The 17,258-nt window shown below is 35.3% G+C and carries 13 protein-coding genes; 4 read left to right on the top strand and 9 right to left on the bottom strand.

Annotated elements, in window-relative coordinates; translation table 11 throughout:
• Nucleotides 1-48: 48 nt before the first annotated feature.
• Nucleotides 49-516, bottom strand: a complete 468-nt coding sequence (locus J7E16_RS04865) for a Dps family protein (protein ID WP_214889365.1) — start codon at nucleotides 514-516, stop codon at nucleotides 49-51.
• Between the two features lie 263 nt (nucleotides 517-779).
• On the opposite strand from J7E16_RS04865, the gene J7E16_RS04860 reads away from it, so the two are divergent.
• Nucleotides 780-2,405 carry an ABC-F family ATP-binding cassette domain-containing protein gene (locus J7E16_RS04860; RefSeq protein WP_214889363.1) on the top strand — a complete coding sequence of 542 codons (1,626 nt, stop codon included), beginning with the start codon at nucleotides 780-782 and terminating at the stop codon, nucleotides 2,403-2,405.
• Between the two features lie 136 nt (nucleotides 2,406-2,541).
• On the opposite strand, the gene J7E16_RS04855 is transcribed toward J7E16_RS04860, so the two are convergent.
• Nucleotides 2,542-3,993, bottom strand: coding sequence for a DEAD/DEAH box helicase (locus J7E16_RS04855; protein ID WP_034546127.1), 1,452 nt, complete (start codon nucleotides 3,991-3,993; stop codon nucleotides 2,542-2,544).
• A gap of 478 nt (nucleotides 3,994-4,471) precedes the next feature.
• On the opposite strand from J7E16_RS04855, the gene J7E16_RS04850 reads away from it, so the two are divergent.
• Complete coding sequence (locus J7E16_RS04850; protein ID WP_214889360.1) at nucleotides 4,472-5,437, top strand: asparaginase; 966 nt, start codon at nucleotides 4,472-4,474, stop codon at nucleotides 5,435-5,437.
• Between the two features lie 237 nt (nucleotides 5,438-5,674).
• A complete protein-coding gene (locus J7E16_RS04845) occupies nucleotides 5,675-6,133 on the top strand; it encodes an SRPBCC family protein (RefSeq protein WP_214889358.1) in 459 nt (152 codons plus the stop codon).
• An 80-nt stretch (nucleotides 6,134-6,213) separates the two neighbouring features.
• On the opposite strand, the gene J7E16_RS04840 is transcribed toward J7E16_RS04845, so the two are convergent.
• The 6 genes from J7E16_RS04840 to J7E16_RS04815 all read right to left on the bottom strand — a co-directional run bounded on the left by J7E16_RS04840 (nucleotide 6,214) and on the right by J7E16_RS04815 (nucleotide 13,189).
• Nucleotides 6,214-6,447, bottom strand: coding sequence for a transposase (locus J7E16_RS04840; RefSeq protein WP_214889356.1), 234 nt, complete (start codon nucleotides 6,445-6,447; stop codon nucleotides 6,214-6,216).
• Between the two features lie 93 nt (nucleotides 6,448-6,540).
• A complete protein-coding gene (locus J7E16_RS04835; RefSeq protein ID WP_214889353.1) occupies nucleotides 6,541-7,293 on the bottom strand; it encodes an acyl-[acyl-carrier-protein] thioesterase in 753 nt (250 codons plus the stop codon).
• 193 nt (nucleotides 7,294-7,486) lie between these two features.
• On the bottom strand, nucleotides 7,487-9,271 hold the full coding sequence (locus J7E16_RS04830) for an ABC transporter ATP-binding protein (protein ID WP_214889351.1): 1,785 nt from the start codon (nucleotides 9,269-9,271) through the stop codon (nucleotides 7,487-7,489).
• Nucleotides 9,258-11,018, bottom strand: a complete 1,761-nt coding sequence (locus J7E16_RS04825) for an ABC transporter ATP-binding protein (RefSeq protein ID WP_214889348.1) — start codon at nucleotides 11,016-11,018, stop codon at nucleotides 9,258-9,260. Before J7E16_RS04825 ends, J7E16_RS04830 begins: the two co-directional genes overlap by 14 nt.
• Nucleotides 11,019-11,358: 340 nt before the next feature.
• Nucleotides 11,359-12,207, bottom strand: coding sequence for a glycosyltransferase family 8 protein (locus J7E16_RS04820; protein ID WP_214889346.1), 849 nt, complete (start codon nucleotides 12,205-12,207; stop codon nucleotides 11,359-11,361).
• A 124-nt stretch (nucleotides 12,208-12,331) separates the two neighbouring features.
• On the bottom strand, nucleotides 12,332-13,189 hold the full coding sequence (locus tag J7E16_RS04815) for a glycosyltransferase family 8 protein (protein WP_214889344.1): 858 nt from the start codon (nucleotides 13,187-13,189) through the stop codon (nucleotides 12,332-12,334).
• Between the two features lie 369 nt (nucleotides 13,190-13,558).
• Here J7E16_RS04815 and J7E16_RS04810 point away from each other — a divergent pair, with 369 nt between their 5' ends.
• A complete protein-coding gene (locus J7E16_RS04810; protein WP_214889341.1) occupies nucleotides 13,559-14,116 on the top strand; it encodes a hypothetical protein in 558 nt (185 codons plus the stop codon).
• Between the two features lie 82 nt (nucleotides 14,117-14,198).
• On the opposite strand, the gene J7E16_RS04805 is transcribed toward J7E16_RS04810, so the two are convergent.
• Nucleotides 14,199-17,258, bottom strand: a complete 3,060-nt coding sequence (locus J7E16_RS04805) for an AAA family ATPase (protein ID WP_214889338.1) — start codon at nucleotides 17,256-17,258, stop codon at nucleotides 14,199-14,201.

The raw sequence follows: 17,258 nt of genomic DNA, 5'->3' as shown, positions 1-17,258 counted from the left end.
CCCTTAGATTAGCACCTAAGAGCTCTTTGTTTTTAATTTTTTTATTTTTTAAGCATCTAGAGGATCTTTACCTAAATAAGCTTGCAGCATCCAAACCGTCTTATCTATGCCAAATTTGTACCCAATCAACAAGTCTTGTGTTGGGTCATCTCCTGCTTTTCCAGTAAGTTCGATTCCTTTTTGTAATTTTTCGCCAATAATTTTATAATCGGAAATAGTAGAGGCAACCATTTCTTCAGCCGTTTCTTTTCCATTATATGGTGTTTCCTTAACTAAAGAGTATTCTAAAAATTCTCCTAAAGTTGCGTAAGGTTTGCCGCCAATTGCAATAAGACGTTCTGCTAATTCATCAAATTGTTCAGTTACCCCATCATAAAGTTCTTCAAATTTTTCATGTAGGTTAAAGAAGTGAGGTCCTTTTACGTAGAAATGATGTTGATACAATTTTATGTTAAAGACACCAAAAGTTGCAACTAGGTCATTTAATTGTTCTTGTACTTCCACTTGTTTTTCCACTATCTAATTCCTCCTATTTTTAATTATTTTATTGACTAACTCGGATTTATTATAATCTTAAAATTAACTATAGTCTAACGATACGATTTTACTTCTCTTTATTTTGTCTTCACGTATGATATTTGTAAATAGATACTATTTTTTGAGCATTTACAATAGAATACTGCCGATTTGACAAGAAAAGAATCCCAAGCATCGCATTTATTGATTATTTGTGCTAAAATAGTCAAGATATATACAAAGAATAGGGGTAAATAAATTAAATGATTACAGTAACTAATGTAAGTTTACAATTTTCAGATAGAAAATTGTTCGATGACGTAAATATAAAATTCATTCCAGGCAATTGTTATGGTCTTATTGGTGCAAATGGTGCAGGTAAATCAACTTTCTTGAAAATTTTGGCTGGCGAGATCCAACCTTCAACCGGTAATGTTTCTATGGGTCCCGATGAACGTTTGACTACTCTAAGTCAAAATCACTATGGTTTTGAAGATTCTACTGTTTTAGAAACAGTTATCATGGGTCACAAACGTTTATATGAAATCATGAAAGAAAAAGATGCTGTCTACATGAAAGAAGATTTCACTGATGCTGATGGTATTTTAGCAGCTGAACTAGAAGGCGAATTTGCTGAATTAGATGGTTGGGAAGCTGAACCTCAAGCAGCTGTTATGCTTCAAGGTCTTGGTATTTCAGATGATATGCATGATAAAAAGATGAGCGAATTAACAGAAGGCTTAAAAGTAAAAGTATTGTTAGCACAAGCTCTATTTGGCAAACCAGATGTTCTTTTATTGGATGAGCCAACCAATGGTTTAGATACTCAATCGATCGAATGGTTAGAAGAATTCTTAATTGATTTCCCAAATACCGTTATCGTTGTTTCACATGACCGTCATTTCTTAAACAAAGTATGTACGCATATGGCTGACGTTGACTTTAGTAAAATCAAGTTATATGTTGGGAATTACGATTTCTGGTTAGAATCAAGCCAATTAGCTTCTAAATTACTAGGTAACGTAAATGCTAAAAAAGAAGAACAAATCAAAGAATTACAAGCCTTTATTGCTCGATTTAGTGCGAATGCATCTAAATCAAAACAAGCAACTTCCCGTAAAAAAATGTTAGAAAAAATTACATTAGATGACATTCAACCTTCTTCTCGTCGCTATCCATTTGTTGGATTTACACCTGATCGTGATATCGGAAACGACTTACTGCGTGTTGAAAATCTTTCTAAATCAATTGATGGCAAAAAAATATTAGATAATATTACTTTTACATTGAATAAAGACGATAAAGTTGCTTTCACTAGTAAAAATGATATTGCCATTACTGTTCTATTCAAAATATTGATGGGCGAAATGGAACCTGATTCAGGTACATTCAAATGGGGAGTAACGACTTCTCAATCATATTTACCAAAGGATACTACTGACGAATTTACTAATGAAAAGTTGACCGTTGTTGATTGGTTACGCCAATTCGCTGCTGCTGAAGAAAATGATAATACATTCTTACGTAGTTTCTTAGGTCGTATGTTATTCTCTGGAGAAGATGTTTTAAAAGAAGTCTCTGTCCTTTCCGGTGGAGAAAAAGTTCGTTGTATGTTGTCTAAAATGATGTTGAGTAAATCGAACGTTTTAGTAATGGATGATCCAACAAATCACTTGGATCTAGAATCTATCACAGCTTTAAATGATGGTTTGATTGCTTTTAAAGGCTCAATTTTATTTGGATCACATGACCACCAATTTATCCAAACAATTGCAAACCGTATTATCGAAATTTCTCCAAATGGAGTAGTCGATCGTGCTGAAACAACTTATGATGATTTCTTAGATAATAAGTCTGTTAAAGAACAAGTTGCTTCTTTATATAATTAATAGTCCATTAACAGATGGTAGTAGTGTTCCAGAAGAAATTTCTTTTGGGACAACAATACTAAAAATTGTAGACTTTCATTAATTGGACAATAAAAAAAACACTTACGAAAATAATTATTTTCGTAAGTGTTTTTTTTTATTTTCTAGCTTTACGTACTTTCAATGTCTTGCCTTTGATCGTACGACTTTGCATTTCTTCAATCACTAATGGACCTTTTCCATTTAAAATATCAATGTAAGTAACATTTTCTTGGATCGTGATGATCCCAATGTCCTCTGCATCAACACCTGGAATTTTAGCAATCGTTCCAACAAAATCGACTGCACGCATTTTTTTCTTTTTTCCACCATTAAAATAAACTTTAGTAATGTCGCGGTTCAGTTCTTTTGAACGAACTTGCTTCAAAGGTGGGCGTTCTTGTAATTTCTTCTCGAAAGCCGATTTATGACTTTGAACGACACGTGTAGTTGGCAACGAAATTTCAATAACTGTTTGACCAGCGTATTCTTTGACTTCCGTCCACCATCTTTCTTCTCTAGGTGTAACCAATGTCAATGCCATCCCTGTTTTTCCGGCTCTTCCCGTACGGCCAGTACGATGCACAAAACTCTCTTTTTCTACCGGCACGTCAAAGTTGACTACATGTGTAACATTTTCAATATCGATTCCCCTTGCAGCAACATCTGTAGCTACCAAATAACGGAATCTTCCTTGTCTGAAATCTTCCATTACAGAGAATCGATCTTCCTGGACCATTCCGCCATGGATTTTATCAATTGGCAAACCGGCTTTACTCAAAAATGTGTATAAGTTATTCACAGCTTCTTGTGTATTACAAAAAATCATACATGAATCCGCATTTTCTACTGTTAATAAATCCAGCAATTGTTGTTCCTTTTGGTCTTCTTTTACCTTGACACTTGATTGAATGATTTTTGGTTTTGATAATTCATTTGTCTCAATTACAATAGACTGTTTGTCCGATTTCATGTAAAAACTTGCTATGCGTTCAATTTCTTTAGGCATTGTTGCTGAAAAAAGCAACGTTTGGCGTTCTGTAGGTAAGAAGTTGATAATGGCTTCTACTTGATCCGCAAATCCCATATTCAGCATCTCATCAGCTTCATCTAGCACTAAACATTGTATTTCCTCGATTTTAAAAGTTCCCTTTTGCAAATGGTCTAATACTCGACCTGGTGTTCCTACAACGATATGGCTTTTTTGCTTTAACTCAGATTTTTGAGTATCGAATGAGGCTTTGCCATATACTGCAGTGGCTTTCACTCTCTTTAGACGACCAACATTCATTAAGTCTTCTTTTACTTGAATTGCTAATTCTCTTGTTGGTACTAAAACAAGCACTTGCGGTTTGTTTTCTTCCCAATCGACTCTTTCACATAGCGGCACTCCATAACTAACTGTTTTCCCGCTTCCTGTCTGCGATTCTACAATAACATCTTTTCCTTCTAATGCTAATGGAATGACTTCTTCTTGAACTTTAGTGGGATGAAAATAACGCAAACTTGTTAGCGCCGTAACAATTTCATCACTGATTGCAAATTCTTCAAATGTTTTCTTTTTATTCATAATAACCTCTTTCAATTGTCCATTTTCTTTCAGTATAACAGCATATTCACAAAAATACCGTCATTTGGAAGGATATTTTAATAAAAATACCCAAATAACAGCAAACTGTCAAAAATCCGACCACTTTCAGCTCTAATTGTCAGATGTTGGAAAAGACTCTAAACGTGGTATACTACTAAACGAAACGAAAACGACCAAGCTATATATTTGAAAACTAATGTCTATTCTGAGTTCATCGAACTAAGCCTCGTTGCACTAACTCAAAAAGGAAAATGGTTTTGAGTTCATCGAACTAAGCCTTGTTGCACTAACTCAAAAAGGAAAATGGTTTTGAGTTCATCGAACTAAGGCTTGTTGCACCTACTCAAATAGAGAATGGTTTTGAGTTAGTCGAACTAATCCTTATTGTGCTTAACGAAACAGTTTTAAAAACAACCAGGCTCTTATTTATTTTTATTCTTGTATTGGAGGAATTATTGTGAAGACTATTCTTGTATTGCATACCGGTGGAACCATCTCAATGAGCGAGGATCAAACAACTGGAAAAGTTTCTCCTAGTTCAGAGAACCCTTTGCACAAACGCGGTCACTTGTTTGATGATGTGGCCAACATGATCGTAGAGGATTTTTTACACTTGCCCTCTCCACATATAACACCTAAAGAGATGCTTCTTTTAAAAAATCGAATCGAAAAAGCAATTGCTGCTAATGAAGCAGATGGCGTTGTGATCACTCATGGGACAGATACATTGGAAGAAACAGCTTATTTTTTAGATTTAACACTCAAGACAACGATCCCAATCGTTGTGACAGGAGCCATGCGCTCAATCAATGAAATTGGTTCAGATGGATTATACAACTTTCAAAGTGCTATTTGGGTAGCTTTATCTGATGATGCTAAAGAAAAAGGTGTTCTGGTCGTGATGAATGATGAAATTCATACTGCTCGTTATGTCACTAAAACACATACAAGTAATGTTGCTACTTTCCGTACACCTACATTTGGTCCAATTGGATTGATCTCAAAAAATGAAGTCTTATTCTTCCAGAAATTAATTGAAGAGGAAATCTACGCTATTAACAATGTAGCTAAAACGGTCTATTTACTTAAAATTTATGCTGGTATGGATGGAACGTTATTTGATGCTATCAATCAGCCAACTACTGATGGACTTGTTATTGAAGCGCTAGGTGCGGGGAATTTACCGCCTGCTACTCTGCCTGCTCTTAAAAGGATGCTAGCCAATGATATCCCTGTGGTTCTTGTATCACGCTCATTTAACGGTATTGCACAAGATGTGTATGATTACGTTGGTGGTGGCAAGCGCCTAAAAGAAGATGGTGTTATTTTCACAAATGGATTATCTGGTCCAAAAGCACGAATCAAACTACAAGTTGTCTTGAGTCAAAGTACTTTGAACCGTTCCCTAGAAGACTATTTTTAAGTCAACAAAAAATCAACTTCGTCTTTTGAAAAAACTACTTTTGTTTTTCCAAAAGACGAAGAGGTTAGCTTTTACAAAATCGAGTAAGAAGAGTATGATAAAAATATGAAAACGCTATCTTTTACAGAAACTTTCTAAGCCAGCTAGGCACTCCCTTGTCTGGACCTTGTTGAAAGAAAAGGCCTTAAGTAACTACAAAATCCTGATGTATTTGGGTTCGGAAGGAGGTGACAAGAGATGACAGTCTTCAAAAAAAGTATTTTCATCAATGCTCCGTTGGAAGAAGTCTACAAGTACACGATAAATCCTGAAAATTGGTCACAATTCTACAACGGCTTATCTGAAGCGGAGAGAATCAAAGGTGACGGTGAAGTAGGGACTATCGTAAAAACCAAATATTCGATGTTGGGTATACACTTCCCGGTAAAGATTGAAGTAACCGCATGCGAGATGACGCCCGAAGGTGCAAAATGGAGCGGCGATATGACAGGAAATTTCCCTAGCAAACAAACAAGTATATATGTACAAAAAGACAACGGTACTGAATTGACCTTCGAAATCGACAGTAGTGGTACCCCAGAAAACTTATTCGGTAAAATCATCGATAAACTAGTCACGGATAAAATGGAAGAAAATTCGGCTATGCACACTTTAGAGAACATTAAGGCAATTTGTGAAGGAGCCCATTCAGTATAAGAAAAGCATCAGGGGAAATCTCCCTGATGCCTTTTTTTGAGTAGTCGTATTATTTTTTTTATTATTTTATAGTTTGTATTCTACCCCGATAGTCCTTTTATAGTATTCAGGATATGTTTCTCAACTGAATTTCTCATAGGCAGTTGTTTACGCACTCCATTTGGCCCCACTGTTTTATACGCATTGACCCACCGTTTAAGAGGAGAAACACTTGGCATTTCGTTCTTTCCGGCGACTGATATATAGCCAAAAAGTCCTTCCAAATAATCTATTACTGCTTTCAATTTAAATTTATAACTATAACTATTTCTCATCAAAAAGCGACTCCCAAAAGTTAGATTTTCACTCTAACTTTTGGGAGTCGCTACTAAGTACAGCGATTACTATTATTCCTTTAAAGCCTTCATTTAGGCTGTTACTTTCCAAACAATACTTGCCTCACAATTTGTAACGCCCTCTGTTAGGATCCGATGAGCCGTAACGATACCGTTTTCTTGGTTTTTAGTTGAGCTTATTTCGCTGTGGATCAACTGACCATAATGAACTTCTTTTTCAAACTTGATCGTCATCGTTTCTATTTCATGAGTTGTCAGAAATTCAATATCTAACGTATCCATTGCCCATTCAATGTATTTAGAATTATTCACATGGCAATTGCTATCGATATCAAGGTATCTCACTTGATATTCTTTAGATGTCATTTTTTCTTCATCAACTTTTACCGGTTTTGGCATACGAATCAATTTTTTAGAAAATTCTGATTCATACGGTGCTATAAGTTCAGCTGGTACTCGTGCCATCTTACGTTCTTGTACATTCATTAAGGCAAATGTACTGTTAACGGTCACACATAGATTGCCTTGGCTATCGTATACTTTAAAAGCCCGATAGCAAAACAACTTATTATAAGAATTTGCTTGTGTTGTGATTTTAATTGACTCATAAAAAGCCGGCATCCGTTCAACTTCAACTTCGTATTGAAGGATGATCCAAGCTAAGCCTTTTTCCGCTACGACTTCATCTCCTACTCCTAATAAATAACTTTGCTCACCAGATACGTGTAGCATGATATTTATTAACATAGAAATCGTCATTTTTTGTTTTGTATCACACTCGTAATATTTTATTTGATGCTCTTTTTCATATATTTTACCACTCATTTAGGATCCTCATCTCTTTGTAAATATTCCACTTTAAGAATAGCACGCTTTTATTAAAAATGCCTGAAAAACAAAAATCATTATTCCCATTTTAATCGTATAAAAAAATCTGAGACGCTCGAATTGACCCCTAAAACTAGCTTTTTAAGCTGAATTTAAGGAGTCGCTACGGCTTTATCTCAGATCTTTTTGATTACATTTTCTTCAATAATTCGGCTTGTGTTGAATATAATTGATAATACAAACCTTTTTGCGCCATCAATTCATCATGGCTGCCTGATTCTCTAATTTTCTTATCTGCAATATAAAAAATACGCGAACTATTTTTGATAGTAGACAGTCTATGGGCAATAATAAATGCCGTCCTACCTTCCAGTAAACGGTCTAAACCTTCTTGTAATAGCATTTCTGTTTGCGTATCGATACTAGACGTTGCTTCATCTAGTATCAATACTTTCGGATCAGCCAGTAAAGTACGTGCAAATGAAATCAACTGCCGCTGCCCAGCGGATAAGGTGCTTCCGCGTTCTTTGACAACCGTACGATAGCCATCTTTTAAAGCTATGATAAAGTCATGTGCTCGGACGATTTTTGCAGCACGGATGATCTCTTCTTCAGTAGCATCTAACTTACCAAAACGGATATTTTCCAGAATGGTTCCAGAAAAGATAAACGTCTCTTGGAGCATCACACCGATTTCATTTCTTAATGAATTTAAGGTTACTTTTCGAATATCGATCCCATCTACCAAAATTTCACCAGAATCTACATCGTAAAAACGTGTCATTAAGTTAATAATAGTAGACTTACCTGCACCTGTCGGACCAACTAGCGCAATAGTTTCGCCAGAACGAACCTGGAACGAAAGATCTTCAAAGATGGGTTGGTCCTTTTTATATCCGAATGTTACGTCATTAAACACAACATATCCTTGGATAGGAGGCAATTCAAAGGCATTCGGTGCATCTTGAATTTCTGGTTCAATATCCATCAATTCAAAAATGCGTTCCAAGTAAACCATACCGGTTACTAGGCTGTTATAAAAATTACCAATATTGATCATTGGATTCCAAAAGTTATTAACATAACCGATGAAAGCTATCAAAATACCGGTAGAAACATCAATACCAAAACCAAAATTACTCAGACCAACAAAGTAAATAATTGAAATAGTGATTGCTGCAATATTTTGGATAAATGGGGCTAATAGAAATTGGATTTTCACTGCATGCATCCAAGTGGTGCGCTGGTCTTCACTAACCTCCGCAAAGATATCTTTATTAACATTTTCTCTTGTATAAGACTGAGTAACCTTTATTCCAGCTACACTTTCATGAATATACGCATTCAAACTCGCTTGTTTGCTGCTGACCTCTTCGTATGCTTTGCGTTGTTTATTTTGGATCACAACCGTTGCAATAAATAAGATCGGCAATAAAATAAAGCTGTAAAGCGTTAATCGAACATCCATGGCGAACATAATGGCTAGCGTAACGACTAAACTCATTATGTCAGATAGTACATTGATCAAACCGTTTGACAGCAGATCACTTAATGAATTGATGTAATTCACGACACGTGTAACGATTTTTCCGTGTGGACGACTATCAAAAAATGAAAAGGGTAGTTTTTGCAAATGGACGAAGATATCTGTACGCATATCTCTCAGTACATTTTGGCCTAATAAGGTGATATTTTTGATACGGTATCTTGAAGACCACCCGCCAAATAACTGCGCTATTGAAAATAAAACAATGATCCAAGTTAGTTGCGTTGTATCTTTATTTGGGATGCTCTCATCTATGATTACACTCGTAAAATAGGGTCCCAGGACCAAAACAAAATTGGAAACTAAAATCGCAAAAATGAGTTTTAAAAACCCACTTTTATAAGGTGCTAAATACGTCACTACTCTTCTTATGAGATGGGTATTTTTTTGACTGTTTTTTTCTTCAGTTGAGGGATTAGTCTGTCCCATTTGTCCCCACCTCCTCTTCATCAGATTGTCCTAATTGTTTCTGATAAATTTTATAGTAGTAGCCTTTCTTATCCAGTAATGAAGCATGATTTCCTCTTTCGATTATTTCACCTTTAGATAGGATGATAATTTCATCAGCTTTTTTTACAGAAGATATCCTATTGGCAATAATAAAGGTTGTTTTCCCTTCCATTAATTCGCCTAATCCTTGTTGGATTTTCACTTCCGTTTCCATATCCACGGCAGAAGTCGTATCATCTAAAATGAGAATAGAAGGATCTTTCATTAATCCTCTTGCTAAAGATAACCTTTGTCGTTGTCCACCAGACAATCCGCTGCCCCGCTCTCCTAAATACGTGTTGTATTGATCAGGCATAAGTTGGATAAATGGATCTGCATCTGCTACTTTTGCACTTTTTTGAACTCTTTCAAGATTTGCTCCAGGTGTTCCAAATGAAATATTTTTTTTGATTGAATCTGAAAACAAAAAGACATCTTGCATAACAATGGCGATATGGCTTCTCAATTCTTTTACATTCCATTGTTTTACATTAATACCATCAATCAATACATTTCCTTCTGTAGGATCAAAAAAACGTGAAATAAGGTTGACCAACGTTGATTTCCCAGAACCCGTCTCCCCTAAAATACCAATCGTCATACCCGGTTTAGCCTTTAAAGAAATATGGCTTAAGATAGGTGTTTCAGGGTCATCTGCAAATGAAAATGAAACATCTTGGAATTCAACGATCCCTTGAATCGTTTTAGCTGATTCTTTTTCCTCAATTGGGATCATTGGCTTAGCAGCTAAAAGTTCTCTAATTTTATAAGAAGAAGCAATAAATCGTTGCAGATCATTTACATACCAGCCAACATTTCGCATAGGTAAGTTTAACATCCAGATAAAGCCGTTAAAGGTAACTAAATTTCCTAGAGTCATTGAACCGTTGATCACCAAAAACCCTCCATAGCCTATCGTAATGACCGATAAGAACCCCGCTAGCGTTTCTAATGGCGGCAAATATGTTTTTGTAACATCTGCAGAATCCATATTGCGTTGTTTGTAATCATCATTGAACTTATCAAATTTTTCTTTTTCATAATCTTCTCGAGCAAAGGCTTTGATAACTTTATTTCCACTTACATTCTCTTCTACCATTGAATTTAATCTAGAAAAACTTTCTCGGATCTCATAATAAACAGCATTTGCTTTTCCCGACAATAAAACCGTCAACAAACCAATAAACGGTGTAACGATCAATAAAGCTAACATTAGCCGCCATTCTATGAACCCCATAACTAAAATAGCTGACACTAAAAGCAAAAGATTATCTAAGACATTATACGATAACCATGAAATTGCATGACGAATGGCATCCGTATCTCCTGACATCCGAGCCATAATATCTCCTACTCGTGTATTATTAAAAAATGCAAAATCTAATTCTTGGAGCTTCTTGTACATTCTTTCCCTTATTTGGTAGATGGCATCCTGTCCTATCCGTTCGAACATGATTTGATACACATATCTTAATACTGTGCGTAATACTGTTGAGCCTATCATGAGAGCTAATAAGGGGATAAGCATATTATTCTGCTCATTAATGATTACCCTATCAACGATTTCTCCGCCGATCAATGGTGAAACGATATTCAATACAGCAACTATTACTACCATAATAATTCCCACCAGCGTTTTCACCTTGTTTGATTTAACGTATTGCAAAACCCATTTAATGCTTTCCATATGGATGTACCTCCTTATCTTACTTTTCACTTTACCCTTTAGACTAAATCAAGAATATCAGCGGTACAAAAGTTATTCATCGGACTCTTTTGAATAGTCGTGCTCTTAAAAATCAACCCATGATCTCCTATACATTATATTTGATTAAGAAAGTGAATACACTTATTCTGCTCGCTGATTGTATTTATGTAGAAAGCTATTCACCATTTTTTTTACGGTCAGCTCTTTAAAAATAATCTCAAGAATTTGAAGTATAGTACTTAACTACCAAAAAAAGATGAAGTGGAACAAAAAGTTCCAGCTCATCTCTCTATTATGGTTGAATTTGTCTTGCTGCTCCTTAGAGTGATTTGGTTTCTTTTTTGATTGGGAAAAAGGTTTTTCCGCGAATATCAAAATAATTTTCTTTAAATGGATGGTTAGAATCTGCATTCCATGGTTTCGCATGTCCACAGAAATGAATGACAGCTGGTTTTTTTGTCGCTTCATCCCATCTTGCTTGTCCTTGAATCGTTGGATGTTCCTTTTCTTGTAACATCATGTACGTTTGAGCATTCCAACGCGGATCAAGTTCTAACCATCGATCATGTAGAATAGCATTCAATGCATCTTGATCATGGAATGTTAATTTTCCAGGATTGTTTTCAATGAAGCCTAAAACTTTTTCGGTTATTTTTTCTTCGCGCCATTTCTCTAGATCCATCACCATAAGACCTGAATTAAAGTAAAGATCAGTTTCACTTTCAATTCCCATCTTTTCTAGCCGATCATGGAACCCCGCATCTTCTACTGCACCTAACAGTTTTTCACCTAAGTCAGCTTCCCACAAGGATTCAATATCTTCTAACGTGATCATATCGCAATCCATATAAATCGCACGTTTATTTTCTTTTAATAAATTCGGAATTGAGATACGGTAATAAGCGGTTTGTGGAATACGGTCACTTTCTACTGCGCCTGAAAAATCGGTGGGGTCAATCGTAACATAACTGATTCTAGCATTGAATTCCCCAACTGTCCGATTTAACAGGAATTTTGACCGTAGTGAAATATCATCATCAATTACATAAAAGTGAAACGTTGTATGTGTTTGTTTTGTTGTTAAAAGGGATAGAAAGAGCGTTGCCAAATGTGGTACAAATGCTTCATTGCTAGACGAAACAATTGAGATACTTCTTTGTTCAACCATTAATGATTCCTCCTTAAAATTGCCGCTTTTCTGATCCTGACTCATTCATATTTATGAACGATATCGGACTAACATTTTTTTAGAAGAATATCTCTTCTAATACTTTAAAAGTGAAATTAAAAAACTAGTTGACCATATCTTTTTTGGTTGTTCTATCGCTAAAAGGTGTTTTACCTAATTCTGTTAAATATTTTTCATTATAGGGATGGTATTCAGCTGAATTCCATGGTTTATCATGTCCCGTAAAGTGTACAATGGATGGTTGGCGGACCGCTTCTTTATATAACTTAGCATATTCCTCATTTGGCGGTTGATGCCTTTCAAATATTAGGGAAGTTTGAACATTCCATTTTGGATGAAGTGCATACCATTTCCCATAAAGCGTTCCATTTAAGGCATCTTGATCATGATAGATAATTTTATCCATTTGCTCTTCAAGAAATAGTAAGGTTTTTTCAGTAATTTTTGCTTTGCGCCAATTGTTTAAATCGATCAAAAGCAATCCTGAATTAAAATAATAGTCAGCTGTTTCAATTCCTAATCTAGGATGAACTAAGGCTTGTCCCGGATCAACAACAGCACCTGCTGCTTTTTCTCCTATATCCGTTTCATATAATTTTGAAACATCATCTAATACTAAAACATCACTGTCTATATACAACACTTTTTCATAATTTTTGTCTTTAAGCAAATCTGGTAACGAGATCCTATAGTAAGCTGTTTGTGTTATATGATCGCTTTCCATTACATTCGCATACAATTCTGAATCAACTTCTAAGTAGTCGATCGTAGCCGTATGATTGGAAATAACGTCTGCTAATTTTTTTTTATTGTCTGCAGATATGTGATCATCAATGATATGAAAAGCTACATCATAATCGTCAGAAAGATGATCTAAAATCGTTTTTAGAGTGACACTCAAATATGGTGCGTAGTTGTTATCAGCAGCACTTACAATTGGAATTAGTTTTCTTTCTCCCATTTCCAACCATCCTTTCTATTTATTTATTAAATTAAAGTGAGTATTTAATGAACATTTGAGTTCTATCTATCCAAAATACTACCCCTTTATTCTTTTTTTTACAAACGAAACGCCTTGATATAACAATGTTCATTTTAATTTCTTTGAAAAATCGCTTCATTTATAAGTGTTAAAATATAGCATCCGCTTGCTTTCATTCTATTATTTTAAAAAAATTTAGCCTCTAGCCTACTAGAATTTTTTTGAGATTCATGTATACTAAAAATGGGTTCCAAAAAAATGAAAAAGTTACAAATTATCCTAAATTCAATAGAAATTGAGTCTATCTGATTTTTATTAAATAAAACGTAAAGAGATGAAGGTCTTATAATGAAAATTTACCTTATGTTAACAGATACAAATACTATTCTTTCTAAAACCATTAAATTATATACCAAAGCAACTTATAACCATGCTTCTATTGCACTAGAACCTGCTTTATTAAAACCTTATAGTTTTGGCCGTAAGTATGCACATAATCCTTTTTCAGGCGGTTATGTAGAAGAAGATCTATCTCGCCATTATTTTTTAAGAGCTCAATGTACTATCTATTCTTGTGAGATATCGGAACAACACTATGAAAATCTAGTTGAACTTCTCTCTTTCTACAATGAGACTCAAAGCCTTTATCGTTATAATCTACTTGGTTTAGTCACCTTAGCCCTAAATGTTGATTTTGATCGGAGAGATGCTTTCTTTTGTTCGCAATTTGTGGCATCTGTTCTTAGTGAAAGTGGCATTTATGCATTTGAAAAAGAACCTCATTTTATTACTCCTGGGGATCTAAGCCAACTCCCTATCTTTGCACCTATTTATTCTGGTTCATTGCAAGAATATTTGTTCAGCATTTCCGAAGAACAGACCAAACCACAGTTATTATTATCATAAGCACAAAAAAAGTTGCTAGGAGAAAGCCCTAGCCAAAAAGCAGGCAGAGAAGTTTTTTCTTCTCTGCCTGCTTTTTATTTTGCTAGACTTTGATCGTAGCATAACTTCCATTTGAAGATTTTGTTACTTCAATATGGACTGGTATTCTTGTTTTCAGCTCTTCAACATGCGAAATAACACCCACTAAACGACCTCGTTGATTTAATTCAAATAAGGTTTCAATCGCACTATCTATCGACTCAGCATCCAATGTCCCAAAACCTTCATCAATAAATAACGTGTCTACGCTAACTCCACCGCTACGATTTTGAACCACGTCACTTAACCCTAAAGCCAGTGCTAAAGAAGCTTTAAAACTTTCCCCGCCAGATAAGGTCTTGACACTTCTTTTCATACCCGTGTAATTATCGAATACATCTAAATCCAATCCTTTAGGACCCGCACCCTTTGTTTTATCTTTATTTCGAATAAGAGCATACCGATTAATGGTCATTTGAGTAAATCTTGTATTGGCTGCCTCAATGATCTCTTCAAAATAGATCCCCAAGACAAATCGTTCAAATGAGATATAGTCTGTTTCTTTTGAACCATTAGCCATCTCTGACAATTCTTTGTACAGCAAATATTCTTCTTGTTCTTCTTTTTTAGCATGGTCGTTCAGTTGGATCTGAGAAAGAATAGATTGGTTTGTTTTTTCTATTCCAATCAGCTCACGTTGCTGTTCTTTTAATGTTTTACTTTCCAGTTCTATTTCTTGATTCTTCGTTACATAACCTTCAACTGGTTGATCAGGTCCTTCTTTTTCAAGAGCTTTTCTTTTTTCTGAAAAATTGGTTTGATTTAACCAATTTTTCTTGTCAAAAGCTTCTGTTTCTTCGATCAACTGCTGTTTAGTTTCTTTTCCCAACAGATATTTTTCAAATGTAGCATCTAATTGCTTTGCTGCTAGCTGTTCAGTAAACACTATTTGCCTGTCGACCTCACGCTCGATCAATGTGCTCAACTGTTTTTCAAAAGCTTTTGTACTTGTCTGATACTGTGTTTGTAATTTTTCTAAATCAACTTTATTTTCTTGTGCCTTGCTATAACCTTCTTCAATACGACTAATTTCATTTGTTTTTTCATCAATTTGAACTTGTATCGCAGATAGACTAGTTGCCGTTAGTTTAGTTATCAGTGTGTCAATTTCACCTTTTAATTCATCGATACGCTTTGCATTATGCTCGACAGCAGCTTTTAGCAGTTGGATTTCCGATTCTGTTTCTCTTACTTGAAGTGCCGTTTTTTGTTTCTCTTTTTCTGCTGTTTCCTCGTTATCCACGGTTTTTTGCAACGCTTTTACTATTTCAGTTAATTTTTCTTGCTTTTCAGCTTCCTCAGACAATCGTCGTTGGATTTTAGCCAGTTCAGCAGGTACCTCACTTTGTTGAATGGCCAACTGCTTTTCACTTGATTGAATGGCTTCGCTTAATCCTTTCAATTCAATCGAGATTCGGTCAAACAGTTTACCTATTTCATTTTTTTGCGCTTCTGATTCTTCTAAAGCCTCTTTTGATACCGAGTTCCGACCTAATTTTGCAGGAGCAGGATGATGCAGCGATCCACAAACAGGGCATTCTTGCTCTTCTTTCAAGTCACTAGCTAGCATTCCAGCTATATTTCGGTTATAAGTCAATCGTTGCTCTTGGTAGTGACTTTCTATTTGAGTGTACTTATTTTCTATTTCTTGAAATTCTTCCTGCTTAGCGTCTTTTTTGGCTAAATATTTGCTGAACTCGATCAGCGCTTCTTGCTGTTTTTTAGTTTGATGTTGTTCTTGTTGCAGACTGCCTACCTCGCGTTGTTTCTCCATAATACTTGTTTTAGCTTGCTGGATTTCTTTCAGTTCATGCTCTTGTTTTTTTAACTGCGCTCCATCAGCGATCAATTGCTTGTTCAACTCTTGGCTCACTTGTTGATTATTCTGATTCTCTTTCACTAACTCAGTTCGAGCTTCTTCTTTAGCTGCTCGTTCGCAAAGTTGTTTTTCTTGCTCTTTCAAATCCGCTAAAACTTCTCGCTTCTTCGGCAATTCTCTGTGTGCTGATTGTAGTACATGATAGTTTTCCTCTGTTTCTAGTAAGCGCTCTGACGTTTCAGCTAACTGCTTTTGTTCTTTGATCAGCTCTTGTTGAATGGCTCTTTTTTCATTGGAAATGTTCTCTACTTGTTGTTTTATTTCAAAACACTCTTCAGCTTTTTTTGCTAAAGATACGCCCGAACGTTTCGTTTCGATCAGCTCTTTGTTGGCTTCTAATGATTCTTTTTCTTTTTCAAGGACAGCTAAAGCTGCTATCAAATCGATTTTCCGTTGATTATTATGGTACGTTTCATCTAGTGCAATCAACTCTTTTTCAAGTAAATGGATCTTTTCTTGATGACTTTCTACTAAATGGCTCAATTCTGTTATGATTACCGGAATATCAAATAAACGGATTGCTTCTTCTAATGTTTCATTAACGCCCTTAGTGATCATGCCAACAAATTGTTGTAAGGTACTTTCATTCTGATCTATTCCTTGTTTTAAACTGCTAGCTTTATCTTTTAATAACGATTGAAGTTCTTTGATCGTATCCGTTTGAAAAATATTCCGAAAAATCTTTTCTTTATCCGCACTATTGGATTCCAACATTTTTTTAAACTCGCCTTGGGGCAGCATGACGATTTGTTTGAATTGTTCATATGACAACGAAAGCAATTCCTGTATCTCTTTATTAGCTTCTTTGATTTTAGTGGTCACTGTTCCATTATGATGAAATTCAACTTCTGATGACCACTTTTTCAACTTTCCATTTTTTCCTGGGCCTTTTTGTTCCGGAATTCTTTTTATAAAATATTTTTTTCCAGCTAATTCAAATTCTAACTCTACGAAACACAATACATCATCTGAAACAAATTGTGATTTAAAGGAATCTTTTCCTCGACTTGTTCCACTTGCATCGTCATATAGAGCGTAGGCAATAGCATCAAAAATGGTGGTTTTTCCTGCTCCTGTTGGTCCACTCACTAAAAAAAGTGTTTGGTGATGAAATTGAGTGAAATCGATTACGACTTTTTCTTTATAGGGACCAAAAGCATTCATAACTAATTTTAATGGTCTCAT

Source organism: Carnobacterium sp. ISL-102 (genome assembly GCF_018612935.1).
Lineage (GTDB): Bacteria > Bacillota > Bacilli > Lactobacillales > Carnobacteriaceae > Carnobacterium_B > Carnobacterium_B alterfunditum.
The sequence above is the reverse complement of the archived record's forward strand: the minus strand, read 5'-3'. Positions and strand labels throughout refer to the sequence as shown.